Annotated in this window: 21 protein-coding genes and 5 tRNA genes; 10 read left to right on the forward strand and 16 right to left on the reverse strand. The window is 71.0% G+C overall.

Annotation, left to right across the window (positions count from 1 at the left end; genetic code table 11):
* Window positions 1-91 precede the first annotated feature (91 nt).
* The 9 genes from K8556_RS22695 to K8556_RS22735 all read right to left on the reverse strand — a co-directional run bounded on the left by K8556_RS22695 (window position 92) and on the right by K8556_RS22735 (window position 4,942).
* Window positions 92-167, reverse strand: a tRNA-Thr gene (locus K8556_RS22695).
* Between the two features lie 21 nt (window positions 168-188).
* Window positions 189-264 (reverse strand) — tRNA-Gly (locus K8556_RS22700).
* Between the two features lie 9 nt (window positions 265-273).
* Window positions 274-357, reverse strand: a tRNA-Tyr gene (locus K8556_RS22705).
* A gap of 75 nt (window positions 358-432) precedes the next feature.
* Window positions 433-505: transfer RNA gene (locus K8556_RS22710), tRNA-Thr, on the reverse strand.
* A 126-nt stretch (window positions 506-631) separates the two neighbouring features.
* A complete protein-coding gene (gene rlmB, locus K8556_RS22715) occupies window positions 632-1,432 on the reverse strand; it encodes a 23S rRNA (guanosine(2251)-2'-O)-methyltransferase RlmB (RefSeq protein WP_223742171.1) in 801 nt (266 codons plus the stop codon).
* 5 nt (window positions 1,433-1,437) lie between these two features.
* Window positions 1,438-1,884 (reverse strand): hypothetical protein, encoded by a 447-nt coding sequence (locus K8556_RS22720; protein WP_223742172.1) that lies wholly within the window; start codon window positions 1,882-1,884, stop codon window positions 1,438-1,440.
* A gap of 65 nt (window positions 1,885-1,949) precedes the next feature.
* Window positions 1,950-2,927: a RimK family alpha-L-glutamate ligase gene (locus K8556_RS22725; protein WP_223742173.1), complete on the reverse strand. Its 978-nt coding sequence runs from the start codon at window positions 2,925-2,927 to the stop codon at window positions 1,950-1,952.
* Window positions 2,928-3,004: 77 nt separating this feature from the next.
* Window positions 3,005-4,333: an adventurous gliding motility lipoprotein CglB gene (gene cglB / locus K8556_RS22730; RefSeq protein ID WP_223742174.1), complete on the reverse strand. Its 1,329-nt coding sequence runs from the start codon at window positions 4,331-4,333 to the stop codon at window positions 3,005-3,007.
* Between the two features lie 216 nt (window positions 4,334-4,549).
* Window positions 4,550-4,942: a DsrE family protein gene (locus K8556_RS22735; protein ID WP_223742175.1), complete on the reverse strand. Its 393-nt coding sequence runs from the start codon at window positions 4,940-4,942 to the stop codon at window positions 4,550-4,552.
* Between the two features lie 126 nt (window positions 4,943-5,068).
* On the opposite strand from K8556_RS22735, the gene K8556_RS22740 reads away from it, so the two are divergent.
* The 4 genes from K8556_RS22740 to hrpB all read left to right on the forward strand — a co-directional run bounded on the left by K8556_RS22740 (window position 5,069) and on the right by hrpB (window position 10,227).
* The gene (locus K8556_RS22740; RefSeq protein ID WP_223742176.1) at window positions 5,069-5,680 is read left to right on the forward strand and encodes a HEAT repeat domain-containing protein; all 612 of its coding nucleotides are present in this window, start codon (window positions 5,069-5,071) and stop codon (window positions 5,678-5,680) included.
* An 80-nt stretch (window positions 5,681-5,760) separates the two neighbouring features.
* A complete protein-coding gene (locus K8556_RS22745; RefSeq protein WP_223742177.1) occupies window positions 5,761-6,456 on the forward strand; it encodes an HAD family hydrolase in 696 nt (231 codons plus the stop codon).
* A gap of 42 nt (window positions 6,457-6,498) precedes the next feature.
* A complete protein-coding gene (locus tag K8556_RS22750) occupies window positions 6,499-7,617 on the forward strand; it encodes a hypothetical protein (RefSeq protein ID WP_223742178.1) in 1,119 nt (372 codons plus the stop codon).
* 45 nt (window positions 7,618-7,662) lie between these two features.
* A complete protein-coding gene (gene hrpB, locus K8556_RS22755; protein WP_223742179.1) occupies window positions 7,663-10,227 on the forward strand; it encodes an ATP-dependent helicase HrpB in 2,565 nt (854 codons plus the stop codon).
* A gap of 18 nt (window positions 10,228-10,245) precedes the next feature.
* On the opposite strand, the gene K8556_RS22760 is transcribed toward hrpB, so the two are convergent.
* Window positions 10,246-10,725 (reverse strand): GNAT family N-acetyltransferase, encoded by a 480-nt coding sequence (locus K8556_RS22760; RefSeq protein WP_223742180.1) that lies wholly within the window; start codon window positions 10,723-10,725, stop codon window positions 10,246-10,248.
* A 262-nt stretch (window positions 10,726-10,987) separates the two neighbouring features.
* On the opposite strand from K8556_RS22760, the gene K8556_RS22765 reads away from it, so the two are divergent.
* Window positions 10,988-12,037 (forward strand): hypothetical protein, encoded by a 1,050-nt coding sequence (locus tag K8556_RS22765; protein ID WP_223742181.1) that lies wholly within the window; start codon window positions 10,988-10,990, stop codon window positions 12,035-12,037.
* A gap of 150 nt (window positions 12,038-12,187) precedes the next feature.
* A complete protein-coding gene (locus K8556_RS22770) occupies window positions 12,188-13,006 on the forward strand; it encodes a hypothetical protein (RefSeq protein ID WP_223742182.1) in 819 nt (272 codons plus the stop codon).
* 112 nt (window positions 13,007-13,118) lie between these two features.
* Here the strand turns inward: K8556_RS22770 and fdxA are convergent, their stop codons facing one another.
* From fdxA to K8556_RS22790, 4 genes are all read right to left on the reverse strand, one after another.
* Window positions 13,119-13,454, reverse strand: a complete 336-nt coding sequence (fdxA, locus tag K8556_RS22775; RefSeq protein ID WP_223742183.1) for a ferredoxin FdxA — start codon at window positions 13,452-13,454, stop codon at window positions 13,119-13,121.
* Between the two features lie 111 nt (window positions 13,455-13,565).
* On the reverse strand, window positions 13,566-14,654 hold the full coding sequence (gene asd, locus K8556_RS22780) for an aspartate-semialdehyde dehydrogenase (RefSeq protein ID WP_223742184.1): 1,089 nt from the start codon (window positions 14,652-14,654) through the stop codon (window positions 13,566-13,568).
* 69 nt (window positions 14,655-14,723) lie between these two features.
* Complete coding sequence (locus tag K8556_RS22785) at window positions 14,724-15,074, reverse strand: rhodanese-like domain-containing protein (RefSeq protein WP_223742297.1); 351 nt, start codon at window positions 15,072-15,074, stop codon at window positions 14,724-14,726.
* Window positions 15,075-15,179: 105 nt separating this feature from the next.
* Window positions 15,180-16,331 carry an acyl-CoA dehydrogenase family protein gene (locus tag K8556_RS22790; RefSeq protein ID WP_223742185.1) on the reverse strand — a complete coding sequence of 384 codons (1,152 nt, stop codon included), beginning with the start codon at window positions 16,329-16,331 and terminating at the stop codon, window positions 15,180-15,182.
* 132 nt (window positions 16,332-16,463) lie between these two features.
* Between K8556_RS22790 and K8556_RS22795 the strand changes: the two genes are divergently transcribed.
* Window positions 16,464-16,535 (forward strand) — tRNA-Cys (locus tag K8556_RS22795).
* 76 nt (window positions 16,536-16,611) lie between these two features.
* Here K8556_RS22795 and K8556_RS22800 read toward each other — a convergent pair.
* Window positions 16,612-18,297, reverse strand: a complete 1,686-nt coding sequence (locus K8556_RS22800; RefSeq protein WP_223742186.1) for a nitrous oxide reductase family maturation protein NosD — start codon at window positions 18,295-18,297, stop codon at window positions 16,612-16,614.
* Between K8556_RS22800 and K8556_RS22805 the strand changes: the two genes are divergently transcribed.
* The 3 genes from K8556_RS22805 (at window position 18,296) to K8556_RS22815 (ending at window position 22,476) form a co-directional block, all read left to right on the forward strand.
* Window positions 18,296-20,161 carry a SpoIID/LytB domain-containing protein gene (locus tag K8556_RS22805; RefSeq protein WP_223742187.1) on the forward strand — a complete coding sequence of 622 codons (1,866 nt, stop codon included), beginning with the start codon at window positions 18,296-18,298 and terminating at the stop codon, window positions 20,159-20,161. The two genes, K8556_RS22800 and K8556_RS22805, sit on opposite strands and share 2 nt — an antisense overlap.
* 118 nt (window positions 20,162-20,279) lie before the next feature.
* Window positions 20,280-21,524 carry an energy transducer TonB gene (locus K8556_RS22810; RefSeq protein WP_223742188.1) on the forward strand — a complete coding sequence of 415 codons (1,245 nt, stop codon included), beginning with the start codon at window positions 20,280-20,282 and terminating at the stop codon, window positions 21,522-21,524.
* A 52-nt stretch (window positions 21,525-21,576) separates the two neighbouring features.
* Window positions 21,577-22,476, forward strand: a complete 900-nt coding sequence (locus K8556_RS22815; protein ID WP_223742189.1) for a cation diffusion facilitator family transporter — start codon at window positions 21,577-21,579, stop codon at window positions 22,474-22,476.
* A 67-nt stretch (window positions 22,477-22,543) separates the two neighbouring features.
* On the opposite strand, the gene gcvP is transcribed toward K8556_RS22815, so the two are convergent.
* Window positions 22,544-25,447: an aminomethyl-transferring glycine dehydrogenase gene (gene gcvP / locus K8556_RS22820; RefSeq protein WP_223742190.1), complete on the reverse strand. Its 2,904-nt coding sequence runs from the start codon at window positions 25,445-25,447 to the stop codon at window positions 22,544-22,546.
* Window positions 25,448-25,512 lie beyond the last annotated feature (65 nt).

Here is a 25,512-nt window from a genome sequence, read left to right on the forward strand (position 1 = left end):
CTTGCCGTGGTCCACGTGCCCAATCGTTCCGATGTTCACGTGGGGCAGGCTGCGATCGAACTTTTCCTTGGACATGACACTCCTCGAAAAATGGAGCCCTGAACCAGGATTGAACTGGTGACCTCATCCTTACCAAGGATGCGCTCTGCCAACTGAGCTATCAGGGCTTGGCGATTCACTACAACGGTTGGAGCGGGAAATGGGATTCGAACCCACGACATTCAGCTTGGAAGGCTGACGCTCTACCAACTGAGCTATTCCCGCATTGCCGAGTGGAGAGAGGTGGATTCGAACCACCGTAGGCGTAGAGCCGGCAGATTTACAGTCTGCTCCCTTTGGCCGCTCGGGCATCTCTCCAGATATTCGCTTGTCGTGCTGCTCACTACACCATCTCGCTGCGTCCCGGGCCCTTTTCCGCGGCCCGTCCTACCTGGCCGGCGGCGGGATTTGAACCCGCGACCTACTGATTACAAATCAGTTGCTCTACCGACTGAGCTACACCGGCATCCATCCAGCAACTGCCCCGCCCTACCTCATCCCGAGCGGACCGTCAACCCCTCGGCAGCGACTTGAGAGGCGCGACCTTTTAGAAGCCCCCACTCTCCAAGTCAAGGAGATTGATCCGGGGTCGTTAGCGGGAAGGACGGCCCCGCTGACGGGCGACCTCGTATAGCAGAATCGCGGCGGAAACCGACGCATTCAATGAACCGACCTGACCGCCCATGGGAATCCGGAGGCGGAAGTCGCAGTGCTTGAGGACGCCTTCCCTCACGCCCGCCCCCTCGGCCCCCACGACCAACGCCAGGGGCCCGTCCAGGCGGGCGCTCCACAGGGGCTCCGCGCCCTCCACGTCCGCGGCCGCGACCCAGAGGCCCGCTTCCTTCAACTGCTCCAGGGCGCGGGAGATGTTGGTGACGCGCGCGATGGGGCAGTACTCGACGGCGCCGGCGGAGGCCTTGGCCACCGTGCCCGTCACCTGCACGGCGCGGTCCTTGGCCAGGACGACGCCGTGGGCCCCGAGCGCGTGGGCCGAGCGGATGATGGCGCCGAGGTTGTGCGGATCCTGGATGCCGTCGAGCACGACGACGAGCGCGGGCTGCTTCCTGGCCTTCGCCGCTTCCAGCACGTCCTCGAGTTCGACGTACTGGAAGCCGCGCAGTTCGGCGACGACGCCCTGGTGCACGCCACCCTCCGCCATCGAGGACAGCCGCTCCCGGCCAACCTTCTCCACCCGGACGCCCGCGTCACGCGCGCGGCTGAGCAGCTCGCCGGCGGCCTTGGCGCCGACCTGCCCGTCGACGATGAAGAGGCGCTCCACCGCGTCCGGGTGGGCTCGCAGGGCCTCCAGCACGGGGTTGACGCCATGGACGTAGCGCGGGGCTTCGTGGCCGCCGCGGTCACCACTGGAAGGCTTGGAGGAGCGCTCGCGCATGGGGGCTACTGGACCTCCACGGGCAGCGAGAAGGTCTTCTTCTGACGGGCGCAGATCTTCTCCGTGCAGATGAAGAAGGTCAGCGTCGCGTCCAGCGTGCCCTTGCCGGCGGACACCGCGGTGAAGGGGACCTCGAAGCGCGGATCCACGAACTGCTGGCCGTCCGCCTTCTTCGCCACCGACTGTTCACGCGTCAGCGTCTTCTGGGAGGGCGTGAGCTGCTTGCCCGTCAGCTCCAGCTTCAGCGGGGCCTCGTCGGAGACGTGGGCGCCGGGCTTCGACTTGATGGCGAGCACGAACGTGCCCTGCCCTCCGGCCTTCACCTGCGTCGACGTCCCCTCGGTGGTGACCTCGTAGAGGGTTGCGGGGTCCACGTCCTGGGCCAGCACCGGCGCGCCAACGAGCGTCAGCAGCAGGGGGGCCAGGGTCGGGAGGCGGCGGGTGCGGGGCATGGGTGTCTCCAGGAAGGCGGCGTTCGTATACCGGGGCTTCGGACGCGCGGGGAGCGCTTTCTCTTCTAACTCCGCGGCGCGCTCACCTTCACGGCGCCCTTGCGCCCCGGCGGTGGCGGGGGAAGGGCCTGGGGCGTCTCCAGGGCGGCGGTCCAGACGGGGACGGCGCCGGCGACGAGGGCCTCCGCCCGCTGGATGATGGGCGTGGCCAGGTCCAGGCCCGTCGCGGCCTCCATCTCCAGGAGCGCGGGCGAGCTGTTCACTTCGAAGACCTTGGGGTGTCCCTGGACGTCCAGGATGTCCACCGCGGCCACCTCCAGTCCCACGAGCCGGGCGACCTTCTCCGCCGTGGCGCGATGGCCGGGAGACAGCGGCAGGGCCTCCAGGCGGGCGCCCCGGTTGAGCGTGTGCGAGAGGCGCCCGGGGCGCGGCTTGCGCAGCACGCAGGCGATGGCCTCGCCGCCGACCACGAGCACGCGCACGTCCTGGCCGGTGCTCCGCACGTACTCCTGCATGACCAGGTTGTGCCCCAGACCGAGCACCGCCTCGAGCGCCGCCTCCAGGGACTGGAGGCTTTCGCAGACCATCACCCCGTGCTTCTCCTGGCCCTGGAGCAGCTTCACCAGCACGGGCACCCCGCCCACCAGGCCGACCATCTCCTTGAGATGGGCCGCGTCCCGGGCCATCACCGTGGCGGGGATGTCGATGCCGTTGGCGGACAGGAGCTGAAGGGCGCGCATCTTGTTGCGCGACTGCGCGATGGCCTGGGCATGGTTCACCAGGGGCACGCGCGCCAGACCGAACTGGTTCACCACCGCGAGCCCGTAGGTGCTGATGGACAGGGCGATGCGCGGGATGACGACGTCGGTGGGGGTGAGCTTCTTGCGGTCGTAGAAGAGGGTCGCCTGGCTGCCCCCGTCCAGATGCATCTGCACCCGGAGCGGGTTGAGCACGCGGACCCGGTGTCCCCTCGCGCGGCCTGCTTCGACGATCCGCCGCGTGGACGAGATGGAAGCGGAGCGCGAGAGGACAGTGATTTTCATGGCGGAGGCGACCGGCCCGGCGAGGACCCTATAATCCCCGCCTCCGCCCGCGTAAAGCCGCCTCCGCCTGCCTGCCGCTAGAGCTGGCGGATGGCGCGCACTTCGACGCTGACCGGGTCTTCCGGACGCGACGCCTCCAGCTTCGCGCAGGCGCTGCCCGTGAACCGCACGCCAGGATTCTCGGGGTCCGACTGGTCCAGCGACCAGGTGTCGGGGCCCGCGAGCGTGCGCTCGCCGTCGATGTAGACGACGATGAGCTTCTCATCGGAGGGCATCTGGCTCTTCTCGAGCTTGGTGAAGCAGGGCTCGCCCGGCAGGATCTGCTCGCTGATGGACTTCAGCGCGGCCGCGAGTTCCTCGCGATTGCCCGCCTGGTAGAAGGACCGTCCGCAGAGGCCGGTGTTGACGTCGCAGGTGTCCCCCGTGCCGCAGTCGACGCTGGCCTTGCAGGTGCGCGCGTAACCACCGGCGCGGGCCATCTCGTTGAGGACGCTGGGGCCGTCACCCGTCGACGTCTCCGCGCCGAAGCCGATGACGATGGTGGAGATCTTCTTCGTCTTCAGCGACTCCACCGCCAGCACGGAGGCGTCCTTGTCGAGGCAACCCCGCTTGTAATACGGGCTCAGCTCCGCCGAGCACTGCGTCGGCTCCTCGAGCGTGCAGCGGCACGCGGCGCTGCTGCCGTTGTTCGCGTTGTTGTCGTTGCAGTTGGGCAGACCGTCGGTCAGCAGGATGATGATCTGATCGCGTTCCTCGGATGGGGGGCCGAGGAGGGTGCTCGTGAACAGCAGGCTCTGCGCGGTCGGCGTACCACCCTGGGGGCGGTTGGCGCCACCGTTGGGGATGGACTGGATGCTGTCATTCACCGAGTTCGCGTGGAGCTGGAGTTCCGCGTCCGAGTCCTTGTCGAAGGGGATGGCGACGCGGACGCTCTCTCCGGTGGCGGCGGGCGCGCACAACTGGGCGGCGCTCGGCTTCTGCGGAGGCGGCAGCACGGGCGGAGGCGCCGGATAGGTCGTCAGGCCGAAGCGGACCAGCTTGCCGCTCTCCGCGAGGAAGGGGCCCATCGCGCCCTGGAGCTCGCTCCAACGCGTGGGGCACTTCGACGTGTCGCAGGGGTAGTCGTCGCGGCAGGTGAAGGTGAAGCCGTCCTGGGTCAGGTCACACACGCGCGTGCCGTTGACGACCAGGTCCTTGTTGACCGGCAGGGTCATCGAGCCGGAGATGTCCACGAGGAGCATCACGTCCGGCTTGCTCCTGCGGGCGGTGATCACCGTCTCCTTCGTCGTCTGGGCGATCGCGAGCGGTTCCACCGGCTCGAAGTCATACGTCTGACAGCCGGCCATCACGGCGACACCGAGGGTGCCGGCCAGCAGTGCGCTCAGGGGGGTCGACTTGGCGCGCATAGGCTTTGAGGGTTCCTTCCAGGGGGGGACAACGAACTGCGAATGCCCCAGCGTAACGCGTGGGCACCCACCGAGGCTACAGCGACTCGCGGCAGGCAGGTTCCATTCAGGTAGTGCTGCCAAGTTGCAACGTCAGGCGATCCCCGAGGGCAGATCCGCTTCCCCTGTCGGACATCCGCCCCCTTCCGGAGGGTGGGGAGCAGCGCATGTGCCCGCTCAGAGCGTGAGGACGCGCGCGCCTTCCGTCAGCCTCCAGATGGAGGCCAGGCCCATCACTTCGTCCAGCGTGCCGTGCAGTTCCTGAGGCGACAGGCCACAGATGCGGACCGTGGTGTCGCAGGCCACGAGCTTCGCGCCCAGGGCGCGCGCCTCCTCCAGCATGCGGGCCGGGGTGGGGACATTGAGCCCTTCGGCACGGGCCGCCTCGGTGCGCTCGCGCTCGCTGTGCGCCAGGCCGAAGCCGCCTCGGACCAGTTGGCGCAGGGCCTCGAAGGCGAAGACGAAGTAGACGTCGTCGCCCATCGCGGCGGCGGTGATGCCCATGGAGGCCGCCTGATAGGCGGGCTCGTACGTGGCGTGCTGGAGGAAGAAGAAGACGCGTCCGGCCATGGTGGACCGACCTTAGCGTTATCGAGTCCGGACCGGCAGCCGTCGTATAACGGGGCTCCCCTTCCCCTCCGGGAGCCCCGCATGCCGAGCCAGCCGTCCCGCCCCCGCGGTGTTCGTCCCTCGCCAGTGCCGTGCCGTTCCGCGTCCTCGCGCTGGGTGGCGCTGGCCGGTCTCGCCATGCTCGCGGGCCTGGGGCGCGTGTCCGAGGCGGCTCCGGCCGGAGCGAAGACCCCGGCCGCGGCATCCGTTCCCCCGGCCGTCGCCGTTCCCGGACCGCTGCGCACGGAGGCCCTCGGACTGCTCTCACAACCGACCCTGGCCCCCGAGGCGGCGTGGCGCAGGTTCGGGCCGGAGGTCGTGCCCGTCCTGGCCGCGCTGGCGGAGGACACGAGCGTCCCGGACGCGCAGCGGATGCGGGCCGTGACGGCGCTGGCTCGCGTGGAATCGCCGGAGGCGGGACAGACGCTCCAGGCGATGCTGGAGGATCCGCACCGGCCTTCGGAGGTCCGCTCGCAGGCCGCGGCCGCGCTGGGTCAACGGCTGGGGTTCGAGGCCGTGACGACGCTGCAGGCCCGCTTGGAGGACCGCGACCTGCGGCTGCGTGAGGCCGTCGCCCAGGCGCTCGGCCGGCTGGGCGGTCAGCGGGTGCGCGAGGTGTTGGAAGAGCGGCTCCCCCTGGAGGAGGTTCCCCGGGTGCGCGAAGCGCTCCAGCAGGGCCTCACGCTCGCGGAGCCCTGAGCCGGGCATGGCGGGGGCAGCCGCCCTGGTGGACTGCTCGGGGCTCGCGCCGGGCGGGGCGTTCCGTTAGATGGGAGGCCATGCGCCCCACCGTCCTTCTTTTCGATATCGATGGCACCCTCGTCACCACCGGCGGCGCCGGACGCCGCGCCATGGGCCTGGCCTTCGAGCAACTTCACCAGCGGCGCGACGCGTGCGATGGCTTCAGCATGTCCGGCATGACGGACCGGGCCATCGTCCGCAAGGGGCTGGGCATCATCGGCCAGCCCGACACCGAGGACACCATCAGCGCGGTCATCGACGCGTACGTCGCCCACCTGGGGCTGGAGGTTCCCAAGGTCGACGCGCGCGAGTACCGGCTGCACCCGGGCATGCGGGAGGCCGTGATGGAGGCTCGCTCGCGGCCGGGCTTCGCGGTGGGGCTGGGCACCGGCAACGTGCGCGCGGGCGCCAAGGTGAAGCTGGACCGCGTGAACATCCACGACCAGTTCGCCTTCGGCGGCTTTGGCTGCGACTTCGAGGACCGCGTGGCGCTCATCCGGCACGGCGCGCAGGCCGGAGCGGCGCAACTGGGTGAGCGGCTGGAGGCGTGCCGGGTGGTGATCATCGGCGACACGCCGAAGGACGTCGCGGCCGCCAAGGGCATTGGCGCGGAGACGATTGGCGTGGGCACGGGCAACTTCACGCCCCAGGCGCTGCGCGACGCAGGCGCCGAGTGGGCCTTCGCGGACTTCTCCGCCCCTGGAGCCATGGAGGCCCTGCTCGTCGGACGGTGAAGGTGTGGTATCTCCGCCGCCCCTCCGAGGAGTCGTTCACGCATGTCGTCCACGCTCGAATCCTATGAGCTGATCCGCTTCGCCGAGGCCTTCGAGGCCCGACTCGCCACGGCGGAGGAGATGGTCGTCGGCAGGCCGGGGCTGGAGGCCGAGAAGCAGTGGCTGGCCTCCGCGCTGGAGCGCCTGCGCGAGGCCCGTGAGCCCGCGCGCGGCCTGCTGGAGCAGGTGAAGGACCTGCCGGAGCTCGACGAGGCCCGCGAGGAGTTCTCGTTCGATCAGCAGGGCCGCTGGGTGGATGCGCTGGAGAAGCTGCACGCCGGCATCACCTTCACCGCCAGCAGCCGCGCCCCCGTCATCGAGGCGCTCTTCCCCCACCTCAAGTTCCCGCAGTTGCGCCGGGCGCCCGTGGAGCTGGTCAACGAGTACGCCGCGTCGTACGAGCGGCGGCTCAAGAGCGCCTACGTCACCCGCATCTTCTCCCGCGACGACTTCGCCATGGTCCGCCCCGTCGTGGATCAGGTCGCAGCGACGTTCGCCGCGTGGGCCGCGAGCCTCTCCCCCACTCCCCTGCCCCCGGAGCAGGAGGCGGCCCTGCGCGAGGCGCTGGTGTCGCTGGGGCGGCGCCTGGACGTGGCGCTGCGGCAGGGGCGGCTGCTCGCGGAGGCCGCGCTCGTTCCCGTGCCCGGGGTCTTCGAGGCCGCGGGCCTCACCCTCAAGCCCCGGAAGCGCGCGGGCAAGTCGCTCGCGCTCTCCGCGGAGGACGGCGCTTCGGACCTCTTCGGTGAGGAAGGAGACGCCGGCCAGGAGGAGGCGTTCGAGGGGTCCGAGGAGGATTCCGGAGACGACTCCCTGGAGGCGACTCCCGATGAGCCGGAGGCCCAGGCTCCCCTGGAGGAGACCGTGGCGGAGGCCGCCGAGGCCGAGGCCCCGGCTTCGGACGGTGGGGCCGAGGAGGTCACCGCCGCCGCCGAACCCGTCGCTCCGGAGGCTCCCGTCGCGGCGCGTCCCGCACGGCGGGGCCGGCCTCCAAAGAACGCCGCGCCAGCCGCGGAGACCGCTCAGGCCGACGCTCCTTCGGATGCTCCGGCTTCCGGTGCTCCGGAGGCCGTGCGCCCCAAGCGACGCAAGAAGACCGACCCGTCCGAGGCTGGCACGCCTTGAGACCCGACGCGCGGTGAGTCCCCCGCCGTGAAGAGGAACCCGGACATGGCGGACGTCGCCCTTCCCATCGATCCCCTCCTGCCTGACATCGTCTCCACGCTCCGGAGCGCGCGGTCGCTCGTGCTGGAGGCGCCGCCCGGCGCGGGCAAGACGACCCGTGTTCCCCGCGCGCTCTTGGAGGCAGGGCTGGGCGCTGGCAAGGAGATCGTCGTCCTCCAGCCCCGGCGGCTGCCCACCCGGCTCGCCGCGCAGCGCGTGTCCGAGGAGATTGGCGAGCGCGTGGGCGAGACCGTCGGCTACCAGGTCCGCTTCGAGGACGTCCGCGGGCCCAAGACGCGCATGTCCTTCGTCACCGAGGGCGTGCTCGGACGCCGTCTGCTCACCGACCCCACCCTGCGCGACGTGGGCATCGTCGTGCTCGACGAGTTCCACGAGCGGCACCTGTCCGCGGACATCTCGCTCGCGCTCCTGCGGCGGCTGCAGGAGACGGCCCGCCCGGACCTCAAGCTCGTGGTGATGTCCGCGACCCTGGAGGCCGAGCCCGTCCGCGCGTACCTGGGCGGAGCCCCTTCCCTGCGCTCCGAGGGCCGCCGCTTCGACGTCAGCGTCGAATACCTGTCCGCTCCGGACGAGCGGCACCTGGATCAACAGGTGCTCTCCGCGCTCAAGCGCCTGTTCACCCAGGGCGTCGACGGAGACGTGCTCGTGTTCCTCCCCGGTGCCGGGGAGATCCGCCGCGCGCGCGACACCTGCGCGGAGTTCGCCGAGCGCCATGACGCCGACGTGCTCCCGCTGCATGGCGACCTCTCTCCCGCGGAGCAGGACCGCGCCGTGCGCCGCAGCTCGCGCCGGAAGATCATCCTGTCCACCAACGTCGCGGAGACCTCCGTCACCATCGACGGCGTCGCGGTCGTCATCGACAGCGGGCTTGCTCGCGTGGCGTCCCACTCGCCCTGGTCCGGGCTGCCGCAGCTCAAGCTGGGCAAGGTGAGCCGGGCCTCCGCCGTGCAGCGCGCCGGCCGCGCGGGCCGCACCCGGGCCGGGCACTGCGTGCGCCTCTACACCCAGCACGACTTCGACGGCAGGCCGGACCAGGAGGCCCCGGAGATCCGCCGCACCGACCTGGCCGAGACGGTGCTCTCGCTGCGTGCGTCGGGCGTGAGGGACCTGACGGCGTTCCCGTTCTTCGAGCCGCCCCCCGCCCCCGCCCTGGAGGCCGCGGAGACGCTGCTGCGCCGGCTGGGCGCGGTGGACCCGAAGGGCGGCGTGACGGACGTGGGCCAGCGCCTCTTGCGCTTCCCGGTCCACCCCCGCCAGGCGCGCGTCATCGTCGAGGGCGAGCGCCGGGGCGTGGGCGGTGATGCCGCCGTGCTCGCGGCCCTCATGGGCGAGCGCGACATCCGCCGCGAGGCCCGCGCCAACCTGGGCGGCGGGGGCCGTGCGTCCGCGCTCATCAGCGGGCCTTCCGACCTGCTGGAGCTCCTGGAGCGCTTCCGCGAGGCCGGCCGTTCGGGCTTCGCCTCCGGCCGCATGCAGTCGCTGTCCCTGGACGCGGGCGCGGTGCAGTCCGTGGAGCGCGTGCAGAAGCAGTTGCGCCGCGCGGTCCGCGAACAGGGCTCGCGCCCCAGCCGCCCCGAGGACGTGGAGCAGGCGCTGATGCTCAGCGTGCTCGCGGGCTACCCGGACCGTGTGGCCCGCAGGCGTCGGCCCCGCTCCCCGGAGCTGCTCATGTTCGGCGGCGGCACCACCAGCCTGTCCGAGTTCAGCGTCGTCCAGGACGCGGAGCTGATGGTCGCCGTGGACGCGGAGGAGCGCCCCGGCCGCGGCGCCGTCGTGCGGCTCGCCAGCGCCGTGGAGGCCGAGTGGCTGCTGGACCTCTACCCGGACGCGCTGGAGGAGGTGGACACCCTCCAGTGGAACGCGGACTCGCGCCGCGTGGAGCGGCTCACCCGGCTGGCCTACGGCAACCTCATGCTGGAGGAGACGCGCACGCCCGCACCGCCGTCCGAGGAGGCCGCGCGCGTGCTGGCCGAGGCGGCGCTGGCCGCGGGCCCGGAGCGCTTCGCGGAGCCCGAGGCGCTGGAGCAGTGGCGCACCCGCGTGGAGCTGCTGGGCAAGGCGTTCCCCGAGGCGGGCTTCCCCACCGTGGACGCGGGCTTCATGCGCGACGCGCTGGCGTCCCTGTGCGTGGGCGCGCGCAGCTTCTCCGACCTGGAGGGCGTGTCGCTGCTGGACGCGCTCTACGCGCGGCTCACCTCCGAGCAGCAGCGCCTCTTGGCGAACCACGCCCCCGAGCGCGTCACCCTGCCCGGCGGGCGCGGCGTGAAGGTGCACTACGAGCCCAACAAGCCACCCTGGGTGGAGTCACGGCTGCAGGACTTCTTCGGGATGGCGCAGGGGCCCAGCGTGGGCGCGGGCCGCGTGCCGCTGGTGTTGCACCTGCTGGCCCCCAACATGCGCGCCGTGCAGGTGACGACCGACCTGGCGGGCTTCTGGGAGCGTCACTACCCGGCGATCCGCAAGGAGCTGTGCCGCAAGTACCCCCGGCACTCGTGGCCCGAGGATCCGCGCCACGCCGAGCCGCCCGCGCCCCGTCCTCCGAGGCGCTGACGGCGAAGCGGCGCGGGACTACAGCCGCTTGTGCATCTCCAGGTGGTCGATGCCGGCCTCGTCGAAGACGGCGCCGACGGGCTGGTAGCCGTGCTTCTTGTAGAAGTCGAGCGCGTAGAGCTGGGCGTGCAGCCTGATGCCGTTCACGTTGCGGCGGCGCGCCTCCTCCTCCAGCGACGTGAGGAGCAGCGAGCCCACGCGGGCCTTGCGGTGCGCCTGAAGCACCGCCATGCGGCCAATCTGGCCCCACGTCCCGGTCTGCCCCGCGGGCGGCTCCGGCAGCTTCACCAGCCGGCCGGTGCCGATGGCGTGGCCGCCCTGGTAGGCGATGACGTGGTAGGCGTGGGCGTCCTCGGCGTCGCGCTCGATGCCCTCGGGCACGTGCTGTTCCTCGATGAACACCACCTCGCGGATGGCGAGGGCCTGCATGAGCTCCGCCTCGTCCTTGATGTGGGCGATGGTGACGGGTGCCGGGGATGTCTCTGGAGGCGTCGGCATGGCTCCGGGCAAGGTACACAAAAGCCCGCGCCGCCAACAGGCGGAAAAAACCACCGCCGGCCGCCCCGGCACGCCCCGCGCGCGCTCGCCCCGTCCCCTGCCCCCTGGCCCCGAAAGGGACTGTCGCGAAAGCCCCGCCGCATCGGGTCATCCGGTTGCAATTGCCCTCTCACGTCGGGCCCGGAGCGGACCGCACTCCGCGCATGGGTGGGGCCTCCCGGAGGAGGATCACCTCCGGGAGGGCATGGTAGGGTTCAGGCCGATGCGTACCCGTGCCCTCTTCGCCCTGTCCGTGGGCCTGCTGTCGACGCCCGCGCTCGCCCAGAAGGAGTTCTTTTTTGGAACGGGAGAGCCGCCCGTGTTCCGCGAAGCGGACATGGACAAGCGGTTCCTCCGCTCCCGCGTCAATCAGGCCCTGGTCCAGGGGACGAGCGACGCGAACTGCGCGCAGTTGGTGGGCGCGCTGCTCACCATCGTGGGCGAGTCCGCGCCGTACCTGCACAAGCGCGACGAGAACTTCTACCTGGACCCCGTGCTGATCCAGGCGCTGGGCACGCAGCTCTCCACGCCGCGCTTCCCGGCCAACATGTTCCTGGTGTCGATGATGCGGCGGGTGCTCATCGACAAGCGGCTGCCGCCGGAGTGGATGCAGACGGCGGTGGCGCTCGCGCCGTACTACCCGCCGTTGGACCTGAGCAAGCTGCGCTTCATCGCGGATGGCGTGAAGCCGGTGGACAGCTTCTTCTTCACGCTGCCCGCGATGCTGGAGCGCTACGACGTGGAGGTCCTCAAGGCCAACACCACCGCGGCCAGCGTGGCGGACGCGAAGTTCCGCGACGACTACCTGGACAAGGAGGTCGCCTTCGCGGGGCTGGAGTTCGTCGACGCGAAGCTGGAGAAGCCCAAGAAGAAGAGCAAGAAGGGCCCTCCGCCGGAGCCTCCCGCGCTGGTGGCCCGGCTCGTCTTCTACCTGCCGGATCCGGGCAATGACGGCCTGCTGTCCGGGCTCACCTACGGCAAGCCGAAGGTGCGGCCCTCCATCAACATCACGGCGCGGCTGAAGGACGACCAGTACACGCCGCTGACGCAACTGCCGAAGGGCGCGCGCGTGCTCCTGCGCGGCCGCTTCTGGGAGTACCGCAAGCAGCTCAAGGAGCTGGAGGTGCGCGACGCGTACCTCTTCCAGGACCGCGACTGGGCCCAGAACCCCGCGCTCGCGGATCCCAACGCCGTGGCGGCCTGTCCGCTCGCGTTCAACGACCTGACGGGCACCGCGCCCATGCAGCCGGGCGGCTTCGGCAGCAAGCGCTGAAGCGCGCCGTCCCGCGTTCCGCACGCCCATCCCGGGGGCGGCACCCCTGCCGTGCCGCCTCCGCCGCGCCCCCTCCTCCCGGGAGCGCGCCCCGCCCGACTGGCACGGCCGCTGCTCATGCCCGCGCATCCCTTGCGCGCGAGGCACGCCATGAAGGTCGAAGGTCAGGACGCCCCTTCCGGAAACGAGAAGGTCCCCCCGGAGAAGGACGCGTTCCAACAGGTCCTCCAGCGGACCTCCGGACGGCCCGGCGCGCCACCGCGTCCCGGGCCCCGCCGCGAGCCGGTGACTCCAGGCCCCGTTCCGAAGCCCGGCCTGCTCCGCGCCGGTGGACAGGGAGCGGCGACGCGGGCGACTCCGGCGCTTCCCAGCGTCCGTGCGGCGGGGACCGTCCTCTCGACGACGCGCAGCGCGCTGGGGAGCCCGGAGACGCTCCGCCAGGCCCGGCAGGACATGCACGTGGAGGCGCGGCGGCTGGGGACGGTGCGGCAGGAGGCGCTCGCGGAAGGCGGGACACAGGCCACCCACCGTGCGTCGGAGCTGCTGGCCCGCGAGGTGGAGCGCTCCTTCCGCGCGGAGCCCCGTCCCGTGTTGTCTCCCCTCCCCGCGTCCTCGCGGGATGACCGTTCCCTGGAAGGCCTGTCTCGCGGCCCCGCGCCCGAAGGTGCTCGCGTGGCGGGCGGCTCCGCGGAGGGTGCCGCTCCGGCCGGCCCTCCTGTCGCCCAGGTCGAGTCCACCCTGGCCCTCATCGAGAAGATCGAGGTCTTCGTGAAGTCACAGCGGCCGGCGCTGGGCCTCAGCCTGCGGGGGCCGCTGGAGGCCACCGTGGAGGTGGAGCGGACGGGGCCCCGGGAGGTGGCGCTGCGCATCCAGGGGCGCCACGGGCCCGTTCCCGCCGAGGACGTGGCGCGGTTGCGCGACGCGTTGGAGGCGCGGGGACTGCGGCTCAGCGTCCTCCAGGCGGGGTGAACGTCCGGCGATGCCCCTCCCCCGCCAGCCTCCACGAACGATGAAAGCCCTCACGCCAGGGGGCGCAAGGGCCTTCATCACCACGGGCGCACTCGGGCGACTCGGCCCGCGCCTACTTCCCGGGCGCGGTGTTCAGCTCCGCGCGCTTGCCCTTCTTGTCCTTGTACTCCTCGGCCTCGGGCAGGGCGGCCTTCTTCTCCGCGATGTTGGGCCACTTGGACGCGAAGTCGGTGTTGAGCTTCTTGTACTCCGACCACTCCGAGGGCAGCTCGGTCTCGGGGAAGATCGCCTTGGTCGGGCAGACGGGCTCGCAAGCGCCGCAGTCGATGCACTCGTCCGGGTGGATCACGAGGAAGTTCGCGCCCTCGTAGAAGCAGTTGACCGGGCACACCTCGACACAGTCGGTGTACTTGCACTTGATGCAAGGCTCGGCGACGACGTAGGCCATGTTGATCTCTCCTCTGTGCGGATTTCCGCGCGTCCGTGGCCGCGCACAGTAGATGGTTGCGGCCGGGGTTGGCACCCTGAATTTAGGGGCCCACCCGGTCCGCTTCCCCGGTCAGCCCAGCAAGCCCTGCGCCCGAAGCAGCTCCGCCACCAGGATGGCGCCCTTCGCGGCCCCCATCTTGGTGTTGTGGGAGACGAGCACGTACTTGAAGCCGTTCTCCAGCACGCCGTCCTCGCGGATGCGGCCCACCGTGGTGGCCATGCCGCCGTGGGTGTCCCGGTCCATGCGGGGCTGGGGGCGGAACGGGTCGTCCAGCACTTCAATCCACCGGGGCGGAGCGGACGGCAGGTCCTTCGCCACCTGGGCGCCCTGCCACTCGCGCATCGCCTGGGCGACCTCCGCCACGGAGGCCTTCTTCCCGAGCGACACGAAGACGGACTCGGTGTGGCCCTCCAGGACGGCGACGCGGGTGCAGGTGCAGGAGACGCGCACGTCGTGCGGGGTGAGCGCCGCGCCCGCGGGGTCGAGCGCCCCGAGGATCTTCTTCGTCTCCACCTCGACCTTGTGCTCCTCCTTGGGGATGTAGGGCACGACGTTGTCGAGGATGTCCAGGCCGATGACGCCGGGCGACCGTCCGGCGCCGGACATGGCCTGGAGGCTGGTCATCAGCACGGCCTTCACGCCGAAGCGCTCGGCCAGGGGGGCCAGCGTCACGGCGAGGCCGGTGGTGGTGCAGTTGGGGATGGGGACGATGAAGCCCTTCCACCCGCGCTGCCGGCGCTGCTCGTGGATGAGCGGGGCGTGGGCGGCGTTCACGGGGGGGATGAGCAGGGGCACGTCCGCGTCGTAGCGGAAGGCGCTCGCGGCGGAGAACACCGGGATGTCCCGGGCCAGGCGCGGCTCGATTTCACGGGCGACGTCCGCCTCCACGGCGGAGAAGGCGATGTCGTAGTCCTTCGCCTGGACGGCGTCGCCGCTGACCACGGTCATGCGGGCGATGGCCTCCGGGAGCGGCTCCGGGACGAACCAGGCGAGCATGCCGTTGGAGGCGCGCAGGGCGTCCGCGTAGGTTTTTCCGGCGGAGCGGGGCGAAGCGGCGAGCCCGGTCAGCTCGATGAACGGGTGGTCCTTCAGGGCAGCGATGAACTGCTGGCCCGCGAGTCCGGTGGCGCCAATGAGTACGGCGCGAAGCTTGGCCATCGTGGAGGGTCTCCGGTGGAGGCGGCAGGGCGCTCCTTACACCGTTTCACGACGCGCTGCATCCGCCGCTCAACGGTGGGCGTGGGAGGGGGCGCGCGTGTGGCGTTCCGTGGGGTAGCCACCCGTCACCCAGGCGTGGAGGCCGCCGGCGAGGCAGACGGCGTTGCGCCCCCGCAGGCGCAGCACGCGGCAGACGCGGCGGATGTCCGCGCAGTCCTGGGTGGTGCCGCAGAGGACGATGAGCTCGTCGTCCGGCAGCATCGCCAGGTCCCGCGCGATCTCCGAGGCCGTCATGCGCAGCGCGCCGGGGATGTGGATCTCGAACCGCTCCCAGTCCATCGCGTCGCGGCAATCCAGGACGAGCACATCCTCGTCCCCCAGACGCATGAACAGCTCATCGCAAATGATGGTGGGCTCCACCGGGACCTCCCCGAGGCGACTGACTCCATCGAACATGAACCGGAGGGCTTCTTCCGCTCTTCCCGCCTGTCCGCCCGCCTGCTCCGGGGAGGCCCGCCGGGGGCGTCAGAGCCCCAGTTGCTTGGCGATGATTTCGTTCATCACCTCACTGGTGCCGCCGCCAATGGGGCCCAGCCGCGCGTCGCGCCAGTGACGCTGGATGTCGTACTCCATCATGTAGCCCGCGCCGCCGTGGAGCTGGAGGCACTCGTCGGCCACGCGGCAGCAGGTCTCCGTGGCGACCTTCTTGGCCATGGAGGTCTGCGCGACGGCGTACTCGCCGGCCACGTGCAGGCGCAGCGCGTGGTAGGTGAGCTGCCGCGCGCATTCACGGGCGGTGTACAGGTCCGCCAGCTTGTGGCGCACCACCTGGAAGCCCGCCAGCGTCTGCCCGAAGGCGCGGCGCTGCTTCACGTGCTCGAGCACCGTCTCCAGCATGTCGTCCATGGCGCCCAGCGCGCCCAGCGCGAGCGACAGGCGCTCCCACTGGAAGTTGCCCATGATCTGCGAGAAGCCCTGGTTCTCCACGCCCAGCAGGTTCTCCGCGGGCACGCGGCAGTCCTCGAAGAAGAGCTCCGCCGTGTCGGACGCGCGCCAGCCCACCTTCTGGAGCTTGCGCCCCACGCTGAAGCCCGGCGTGCCCCGCTCCACCACCAGCATGGACAGGCCCTTGTGGCCGCGCGACGGGTCGGTCTTCACCGCCAGCACCACGAAGTCCGCCCGCACCCCGTTGGTGATGTACGTCTTGGAGCCGTTGACGACGTAGTGGTCGCCGTCGCGGCGGGCGGTGGTGCGCAGCCCCGCCACGTCCGAGCCGGCGTCCGGCTCGGAGATGCCCAGGGCGCCAATCTTCTCCCCCCGGATGGCGGGGGCCAGCCAGCGCTGCTTCTGGGCGTCCGTGCCGAACAGGTGCACGGGGCCGGTCGCGATGGTGAACTGGCCCGCCAGCCCCGCGGCCACGCCGCCGGAGCCGCAGCGGCCCAGCTCCTCCAGGAGCACCGCCTCGTACAGCTCCCCGGCCGCCGTGCCCCCGTAGGCCTCCGGGTACTTCAGGCCCAGGAAGCCCAGCTCGCCGAAGCGGGTGAAGAGCTCCCGGGGGAACTCCTCCCGGGCCTCCCAGTCCGCCGCGAACGGGCGCAGCTCCTTGTCCACCACCGCCCGGACGGTGCGGCGGAAGGCGTCGTGCTCCTCCTGGAAGACCCCATGGCCCTGCAGCATCGTGTGCTCCCTCGCTCGCTGGGGGCTGACGCCCCGCGCCGCATGGTAGCGGGACGAGAAGCACGACTGGATGGTGTTGCTTCCTTGACCGGCTCCTGCCGGGCTGCGTATAACCCCGGCCCCAATCGCTGCGGCGCCATAGCCAAGTGGTAAGGCAAAGGTCTGCAAAACCTTCATTCCCCGGTTCGAATCCGGGTGGCGCCTCACAGACAGAAGGCCCGATGCGGAAGTCTCCGCATCGGGCCTTCTGCTTTTCCGGGGGGTGTCTTCCCGGGCAGGCCTAGCAGCCCAGCTCCACCGCGCCGATGTCCGGGGCCGCGCCGCAGAAGGGCTGGCCCTGGTCCAGGCCCTTGTCCTGGGCGGCGGGGGACGGGGCGAAGGTGTCCGACACCGTCACGTCACCGCCGTTGGAGGTGGTGTCCCCGGTGGCGGCCTTGAAGGCGTCCAGGGCCTGGAGCTGGCCGTTGTGCTTGAACTGCGTGCCGGCCGGATAGAGGTTGTTGCTCATGTGGAGGCCGGGGGCCTGGCCGCCCACGTCCACGCTGACGGGCGCGTCCACCAGGTTGTTCTCCACGCGCAGCGTCTCCGTGGGGCCGCCCGTGCCGTGGCCCAGGATGATGCCGGACTTGGCGCGGGTGATGGTGTTGTTCACCACCACGGTGCCCTTGGAGTTCTCCAGGCGGATGGCGGTGCCTTCGCCGCCGCCCGCGTCGGTGATGTCGTGCACGCGGTTGCGGCGCACGACGACGGACTGGGGCACGGGGCCCTCGTGGTTGCCGCCCACGGAGATGCCCTTGGCGCCGTCATACAGCTCGTTGTCCTCCACCAGCACGTTGTTGGCGGAGTAGTGGATGACGAGCACGTCGCCCTTCGCCGTCTCCGACGGCCGGAACTGGTGCATCCGGTTGTTGCGGATGATGACGTCGCGGCACGTCTTGATGTCCACGGCGTTCTCCCGGTTGTTGAAGAAGTGGTTGTTCTCCACCAGCAGGCCCGTGGCGGGCGGCAGGTCGCTGAAGCCCTCCGGCCCCAGGCACTGCACGGAGTCACCGGACACGTCGTGGATGTCGTTGTTGCGCACCGTCACGTCGTAGGACGCGGGCTGCATCACGACGCCGTGCGAGTCCTTGTTGCCGGTGGTCCGCACGAAGTCGTGGATGTTGTTGTTCTCGAGGGTGGCGCCCTTGGCGTTGTTGAACATGGTGACGCCCGCGCCGCCGGTGCCGTTGTGCAGCTCCGAGTTGGCGAGCACCGTGCCCTGCACGTCGCCCTCGAAGGTGACGCCGAAGATGGGCTGCCCCTCCACGTCGATGTCGAACCCGTCGATGACCCAGTTCGCGCGGCGCACCTGCACCGCCGCGCCGGAGCCGCTGCCCGGGGTGAGCTTGGGACGGCCCTCGCCCTGGAGGGTGATCTTCGCCTCGGGCGTGCCGGCCTGGGCGTTGTCGCCCAGCACCACGCGCTCGGCGTAGGTGCCCGCGAGCACGCGGATGCGGTCGCCGGGGCCGGCCTTGCTCACCGCCATGGCGATGGTGCGCAGCGGCGCGGCCTCCGTGCCCTCGGCGCCGTCGTCGCCGCTGGGCGACACCACCCAGTCATGGGCGGGCGTGGTAACGGGCGTCTCCGCCATGGCCTGGGCGCTGACGGCGGGCTGGGGACCGGGCTCCGCGATGGGCGCGTGGTCCGCGTGGTCCGGCAGTTGCGCGGCGGGCGTGTTCTCCACCGGCTGCACGCCGATGGGCGGCGCCTTGCCCGGAGCGGCGGGCGCCTTCTCGACTTGTCCTGAGGGGCCCGCGTTCGTCGCGGGGGCCTGGGTACCGGTACCGGCGTTCGAGGAACCGCCGGTGCCTCCGCCAGCGCCACCGCTGGCGCCACAAGCAGTCGTCCCAAGCGCCAGGGTGCAGGCAGCCAGGGAGGCCATCAGGGTGTGTCGCGTCTTCAATCCGTTGCCTCCAAGAATTCGCATGAGCAGGGGCAACGCACGGTGTCGGGCGTTCTATTCACTGCCGGTCATCCAGGGTCAGACGCGCCGCAGCGGGAGGGAGAACCGTGACGCTCGGCCCCATGGCGGCTACGGTGCCGCGGCCGTGTCCAAAGCCGTCCTTCTCCTGACCGCCCTGCTGCTCGCCTCCTGCGCCACGCCGGCGCCCTCACCTGCCCCGAGCACCCGGGGCCTGGGCGAGCCGGAGGTCTCCGTCCCCGCGAAGCCCGCCGACGCGGGCGTGACGCCCCCTGCCCCGAGTGGCCTGGAGGATCCGCTCACGTCGGGTCTGCCCGGGCCGCAGGATCTGAAGCGCCTGGACTTCCGCAACGGCGAGCCGCGCCTCCCCATCAAGCTGATGGAGGGGCGCGAGGTCGTGACGTTCTCACCGCGCGCGCGGATGCGGCTGCGCTTCGGCGGACCGGGGGACAAGGTGCTGGACGCGCCCGCGGGCTCGCGCTGGACGGTGCGGGTGACGCAGGGCGAGCCGGCCCAGTGGAGCGCGCGGCTGCAACTGGGCGAGTTCCGCTTCGCGGACAAGGCGGGGCTCGCGGAGGCGCAGGAGACGTGGCGCGCGCGGGGGCTCGCGGTGCGCACGCACACGCTGGGCTCCGTGTACGGCATCGCGGGGAAGGTCATCGACAACCGGCGCTACCTGCTGCTGGGGGAGGAGGCGCTGACGCCCGAGGCCGCGGCGAAACAGCAGACGGAGCTGCTGCGCCGCTACGGCCTGCGCACCACGCTCTTCGAGGAGGTCCGCAAGCCCTCCCGCGCCATCCTGGAGCTGAAGGACGAGAACGACGCCGTGGTGGGCCTGGCGCAGGACCGGCTGGACGCGGAGACGCCGGACGGCAGCGGCTTCGACGTGCGGCAGGTGGAGTACGGCGTGGGCTACGACTTCCACGCCTTCGAGGACCGCAGCTTCCGGGGCGCGCTCCAGTTCGCGGTGGACCGGAGCGGCAAGCTCGCGGTGGTGAACGTGGTGGGCCTGGAGGACCTGCTCAAGGGGCTGGTGCCGTCCGAAATCTTCGCGCGCGCACACCCGGAGGCGCTCAAGGCCCAGGCCGTCACCGCGCGCGGCGAGGTGCTGGCGAAGGTGGGCATCAAGCACCTGGCGGATCCGTACCTCCTCTGCTCGGAGCAGCACTGCGCGGTGTACCGGGGCCGCACCGGCGAGGCGGCCAGCACCACCGCCGCGGTGGAGGCCACCCGGGGCCAGGCGCTCTTCAGTCAGGACGGCCGGCTGGTGGACTCCGTCTACAGCGCCGTGTGCGGCGGCCACACCGAGGACAACGACGTGGTGTGGGGCGGCCCGCCGGACCCCAGCCTGCGCGGCCGGCCGGACCTGCTGGAGCCCGCGCCGGACGTGCCGGGCCCGTCCAACCTCAAGGCGTGGCTGGCGACGGCGGACGTGCCCGCCGCGTGCAGGCTGTCCAGCTTCGCGCAGCCCACGAAGTTCCGGTGGGAGAAGCGCTTCACGCAGGCCCAGGTGGACGCGCTCACGGAGAAGCTGGGGGTGGGGTCCATCCAGGGGCTCGCCCTGTCCGAGCGCGGGGTGTCCGGGCGCGCCCGGCTGCTCACCCTGTCAGGCACGCGGGGCGCCACCCAGGTGCGCGGGGAGCTGAACATCCGGCGGCTCTTCGGGATGCTCAACAGCAGCATGGCCACCGTGGAGCCCGAGCGGGACGCCGAGGGCCGGCTCACCGGATGGCTGTTCCGGGGCGGCGGCTGGGGCCACGGCGTGGGCATGTGTCAGACAGGCGCCATCGGCCGGGCGGAGGCGGGCCAGACCTATCCGGAGATCCTGCGCTTCTACTTCAATGGGGCGCAGGTGGCCCCCATCTACTGAGGTCCAGGGAACAAATCGCGCGACCGGCGAGCCGTCTCGTGAATCTCTTTGATGTCCCGGGTGTTACGGGGCGCGCGTTCGGGACTGAAGAAGCGGTCCGGAGGTTTATCATCAGGCCGTGGGCACGGGTTCCTCGACAGACTGGCGTCAGCGGCGCGCGCGCAGGCAGCGGGCGCCCTTGCGCTACCTGGTGGCGGGCATCCTGGCGCTCCTGGCCCAGGCCGCCTTCGTGGGCTTCGTCCTCCTGGTGTCGGCCGTGCAGGCGAACCTCCCGCATGAGAAGCGCCCCGCGCGGCCCACGTCCGTGGCGGTGAGGCCGCTCACGTCGGACCAGTGGGCGAAGAACCGGGGGAACGTCACCCCGCAGCAGACGAAGCCCCGCCCCACGGAGAAGCGCGAGCCGAAGGAAGAGAAGAAGCCGGACGAGACGAAGCCCCAGGGCCAGGTGGTGGACGTGGCGCCGGGGAATGATCAGCAGTCCCCGGACGCGAAGTACCTGGCCGAGCACAACAACACGGTGGAGAAGGAGACGCGGGCGCGGGAGCAGACGGCCCACTACCGCAACGCCATGCCCCAGCGGACCGCGCCCCAGAAGCAGGAGGGCGCGGCGCAGGACCAGGTGCAGCCCCCGCGCGTGTCGGGCAACAACGGCCAGGGCGCGGACGACCGGACCCCGTCCCAGGGCGGCAAGAAGCCCGTCTTCGAGATGCCGGAGACGCGCCGCAAGCAGGAGATCGCCATGAAGACGGATCCGCGCGAGCGCGGCCCGGGCATGGCGGTGAAGAACCAGTCGGAGAGCGACGCCACGCAGGGCAACGCGAAGCGCCTGCGCATCCAGCCCGGCCAGGGCGAGGACAGCGAGCAGGAGGGCTCCGCGGGCCGCGTGGGCTCCCCGGGCCTGGCCACGCTGATGCCGTCGCAGGCGGCCATGGACAAGGTGGTGGGCGCGGCGCCCAACGACATGCTCCGGGACCAGGAGGAGGGCGACGGCACCTTCCTCAACACGCGCGAGTGGAAGTACGCCAGCTTCTTCAACCGCGTGAAGCAGAGCGTGGGCATGCACTGGAACCCCAACGAGCAACTGCGCATGCGCGACCCGACGGGGAACATCTACTCCGGGCGAGACCGCCAGACGCTGCTCACCATCACCCTGGACGAGCGCGGCGCGGTGAAGGACATCCAGGTGGAGAAGAGCAGCGGCCTGGACTTCCTGGACATGGAGGCCGTGGCGTCCTTCAAGCGCGCGCAGCCCTTCCCCAACCCGCCGTCCGGCCTGCTGGGCCAGGACGCGACGGTGCGCTTCCAGTTCGGCTTCTTCCTGGAGATGGGCGGCGGCCCCCGGATGCGGCTGTTCCGACAGTAGGCCTCACGGAATCCTCGCGGTGGACGGCGCGGAGGCACTACCCTGCCCCGCCGTGGAAGCCTCCATCGTCGACCGCAGTGCCGCGCTCCAGGAGCGCAACCGGAAGGTCCGCTTCGTCCTCTTGGCCATCCTCGGGGCCAACTGGGTGGTGGCCGCCGCCAAGCTCGTCTTCGGCCTCATGGCCCAGTCCGCGTCGGTGACGGCGGACGGGCTGCACTCGTTCATCGACGGCGGCTCCAACGTGCTGGGCCTGGTCGCCATGGGCGTGGCGTCGCGGCCGGCGGACGCGGACCACCCCTACGGCCACGGCAAGTTCGAGGCGCTCGCGTCGCTGGGCATCGGCGCGATGATTGGCGTGGGCATGCTGGAGCTGGGGCGCATGGCGCTCGACTCGCTCCTGCACGACAAGCACCCCACGGTGACGGTGACGATGGCGGCGGTGATGGTCTTCACGCTCGTCATCAACCTCGCCGTCACCCGCGTGGAGCGGCACTACGGGGAGAAGTACAAGAGCTCGCTGCTGCTCGCGGACGCGCAGCACACGCTGTCCGACGTGTTCGTGACCATCGCCGTGCTCGGATCCATCGCCCTGGTGGCGCTGGGCTTCCCGCGCGCGGACGGGCTGGTGGCGCTGGCGGTGATGGTCTTCGTCGCCCGGGTGGCCTACGGCATCGTCCGGCAGGCGGTGGGCATCCTCTCCGACACCGCGCGCCTGGACCCGGCGCAGGTGTCCCAGCACACGCTGTCCGTGGCCGGGGTGCGCTCCTGCCGCGACGTGCGCAGCCGGGGCATGGAGGAGAGCGTCTACGTGGACCTGAAGATTGAGGTCGACCCGCAGCTCACCACCGCGCAGGCCCACGAGGTGGCCGACAAGGTGGAGGAGACGCTGCACGGCGCCTACCCCCAGGTGGTGGACGTGGTGGTCCACGTGGAGCCCGCGAAGGCCCGCTAGAAACACGAGGGCCGCCTTCCGGTGCGCTGGAAGACGGCCCTGGTGACAGCGGCTGTCGAGGCTGGCCTTACGCGACCTTCTGCGCGGGCGTGTCGTAGTCCTCGATGGGAGGGCACGAGCACACCAGCTTGCGGTCACCGAGCACGTTGTTCAGGCGTCCCACGGACGGCCAGAACTTGTTGTCCCGCACCCACGGCGTGGGGAACACGGCCTGCTCGCGGGAGTACGGGCGGTTCCACTCCGGCGCGGTGAGCGTGCGCGCGGTGTGCGGCGCGTTCTTCAGGACGTTGTTGTCCTTGGGCGCGCGGCCCTCCTCCACGTCGCGGATCTCCTGGCGGATGGCGATCATCGCCTCGCAGAAGCGGTCCAGCTCCGCCTTGGACTCGGACTCCGTGGGCTCGATCATCAGCGTGCCCGCCACCGGGAACGACACGGTGGGCGCGTGGAAGCCGTAGTCCATCAGGCGCTTGGCCACGTCCTCCACCTCCACGCCCGCGGTCTTCTTGAGCGGGCGCAGGTCCACGATGCACTCGTGGGCCACCCGGCCGCGCTTGCCCCGGTAGAGCACCGGGTAGTGCGGCTGGAGCCGCTCCGCGACGTAGTTGGCGTTGAGGATGGCCATCTTCGTGGCCTGCGTCAGGCCCTCGCCGCCCATCATCTGGATGTACATCCAGGAGATGAGCAGGATGCTGGCGCTGCCCCACGGCGCCGCGGAGATGGCGCCGATGGCGTCCGCCCCGCCCGTCTGGATGACCGGGTGCCCGGGGAGGAACTTCACCAGGTGGGACGCCACGCAGATGGGGCCCATGCCCGGGCCGCCACCGCCGTGCGGGATGCAGAACGTCTTGTGCAGGTTGATGTGGCAGACGTCCGCGCCCACCAGGCCCGGCGCGGTGAGGCCCACCTGCGCGTTGAGGTTGGCGCCGTCCATGTACACTTGGCCGCCGCGCTCGTGGATGGTGGAGCAGATCTCCCGGATCTCCTCCTCGAACACGCCGTGCGTGGACGGGTACGTCACCATCAGGGCGGCGAGCTTGTCCTTGTGCTCGTCCGCCTTGGCGCGCAGGTCGCTCAGGTCGATGTTGCCGTTCTCGTCGCACTTCGTGACGACGACGCGGTAGCCCGCCATCACCGCGGAGGCGGGGTTGGTGCCGTGCGCGGAGGACGGGATGAGGCACACGTCGCGGTGCCCCTGCCCGCGCGCCTGGTGGTAGGCGCGGATGACGAGCAGGCCCGCGTACTCGCCCTGGCTGCCCGCGTTGGGCTGGAGCGAGCACCCGGCGAAGCCCGTCACCTGGGACAGCGCGTGCTCGAGCTGCTCGAAGACGACCTTGTAGCCGGCCGCCTGCGAGGTGGGCGCGAACGGGTGCAGCTTGCTGAACTGGGGCCACGTCACGGGGATCATCTCCGCGGTGGCGTTGAGCTTCATGGTGCAGCTCCCCAGCGGAATCATGGAGTGCGTGAGGGACAGGTCCTTCGCCTCCAGCCGGCGCACGTACCGCAGCATCTCCGTCTCGGAGTGGTAGCGGTTGAAGACGGGGTGCGTGAGGTACGCGCTCGAGCGGCGCAGCTCGGGGACGAGCGGGCTCTCCAGGCCCTCGGCGGCCTCGTCCAGGTTCACCGGGGACGCGGACTTGTTCGCGCCCTGGATGAAGGCCGCGAGGATGTCCTCCACGTCCCTGGCGCGCGTCGTCTCGTCGAGCGACAGGCCGAGCGTCTTCTCGTCGATGCGGCGGAAGTTCATCTTCGCGGCTTCCGCGGCGGACAGCACGCCCCGGACCTGCGCGGGCGTCAGCTCCACGCGCAGCGTGTCGAAGAACTGCTCGTGCTTCGGCTTGAAGCCCAGCTTCGCCAGGCCCCGCGACAGCACCACCGTGAGCCCGTGCACGCGCTCCGCGATGGCCTTGAGCCCCTCCGGCCCGTGGTAGACGGCGTACATGCCGGCCATCACGGCCAGCAGCACCTGCGCGGTGCAGATGTTGCTCGTGGCCTTCTCACGGCGGATGTGCTGCTCGCGCGTCTGCAGCGCCATGCGCAGCGCGGGCCGGCCCTGCGCGTCCTCGGACACGCCGATGAGGCGGCCCGGCATCACGCGGGTGTAGGCGTTCTTCGTGGCGAAGTACGCGGCGTGCGGGCCGCCGTAGCCCAGCGGCACGCCGAAGCGCTGCGCGCTGCCCACCACCGCGTCCGCGCCGAACTCGCCCGGGGGCGTGAGCAGCGTCAGGGCCAGCAGGTCCGCCGCGACGACGAGCAGGCCGCCCGCCGCGTGCACCTTCTCACCGAACGCGCGGTAGTCATGCACCACGCCGTCCGTGGCCGGGTACTGCACCAGCGCGCCGAAGAACTTCTTCTGGGACAGGTCCACCGTGCGGTGGTCGCCCACGACGACCTCCACGCCCAGCGGGATGGCGCGCGTGCGCACCACGTCCAGGGTCTGCGGGTGGCAGCCGTCGGAGACGAAGAACGCGCCGCCGGTGCTGTCGCCCTTGGCGTGCATCGCCAGCGCCATGGCCTCCGCCGCGGCGGTGCCTTCGTCCAGCAGGGAGGCGTTGGCCACCTCCATGCCGGTGAGGTCCGTCACCATCGTCTGGAAGTTGAGCAGCGCCTCCAGCCGGCCCTGGGCGATCTCCGCCTGGTAGGGCGTGTACTGGGTGTACCAGCCCGGGTTCTGGAAGATGTTGCGCAGGATGACGTTGGGGACGTGGGTGTCGGAGTAGCCCATGCCGATGAAGGACCGGAACACCTGGTTCTTCGCGGCGATGGCCTCCAACTGCGCCAGCACCTCGTTCTCCCCCTTGCCGGCGGGCAGCCGCAGGGGCTCCTGCGCGCGGATGACCGGCGGCACGGCGGACTCGATGAAGGCGTCCAGCGAGTCCACGCCCAGCGTGGACAGCATCTGCTTCACTTCAGGGGTCTCCGGACCGATGTGCCGGCCGGCGAAGGACTCCTGGTACTTCCAGTTGAGGGACATGGTCGAAGGGGCTCGCGTGAGGTGCGGTAGGAAGTTCGGCGTCCGAGCGGGCTCGGCGCTCCATG

Origin of the sequence: Corallococcus sp. AS-1-12, from assembly GCF_020036995.1 — a bacterium.
Taxonomy (GTDB): Bacteria; Myxococcota; Myxococcia; order Myxococcales; family Myxococcaceae; genus Corallococcus.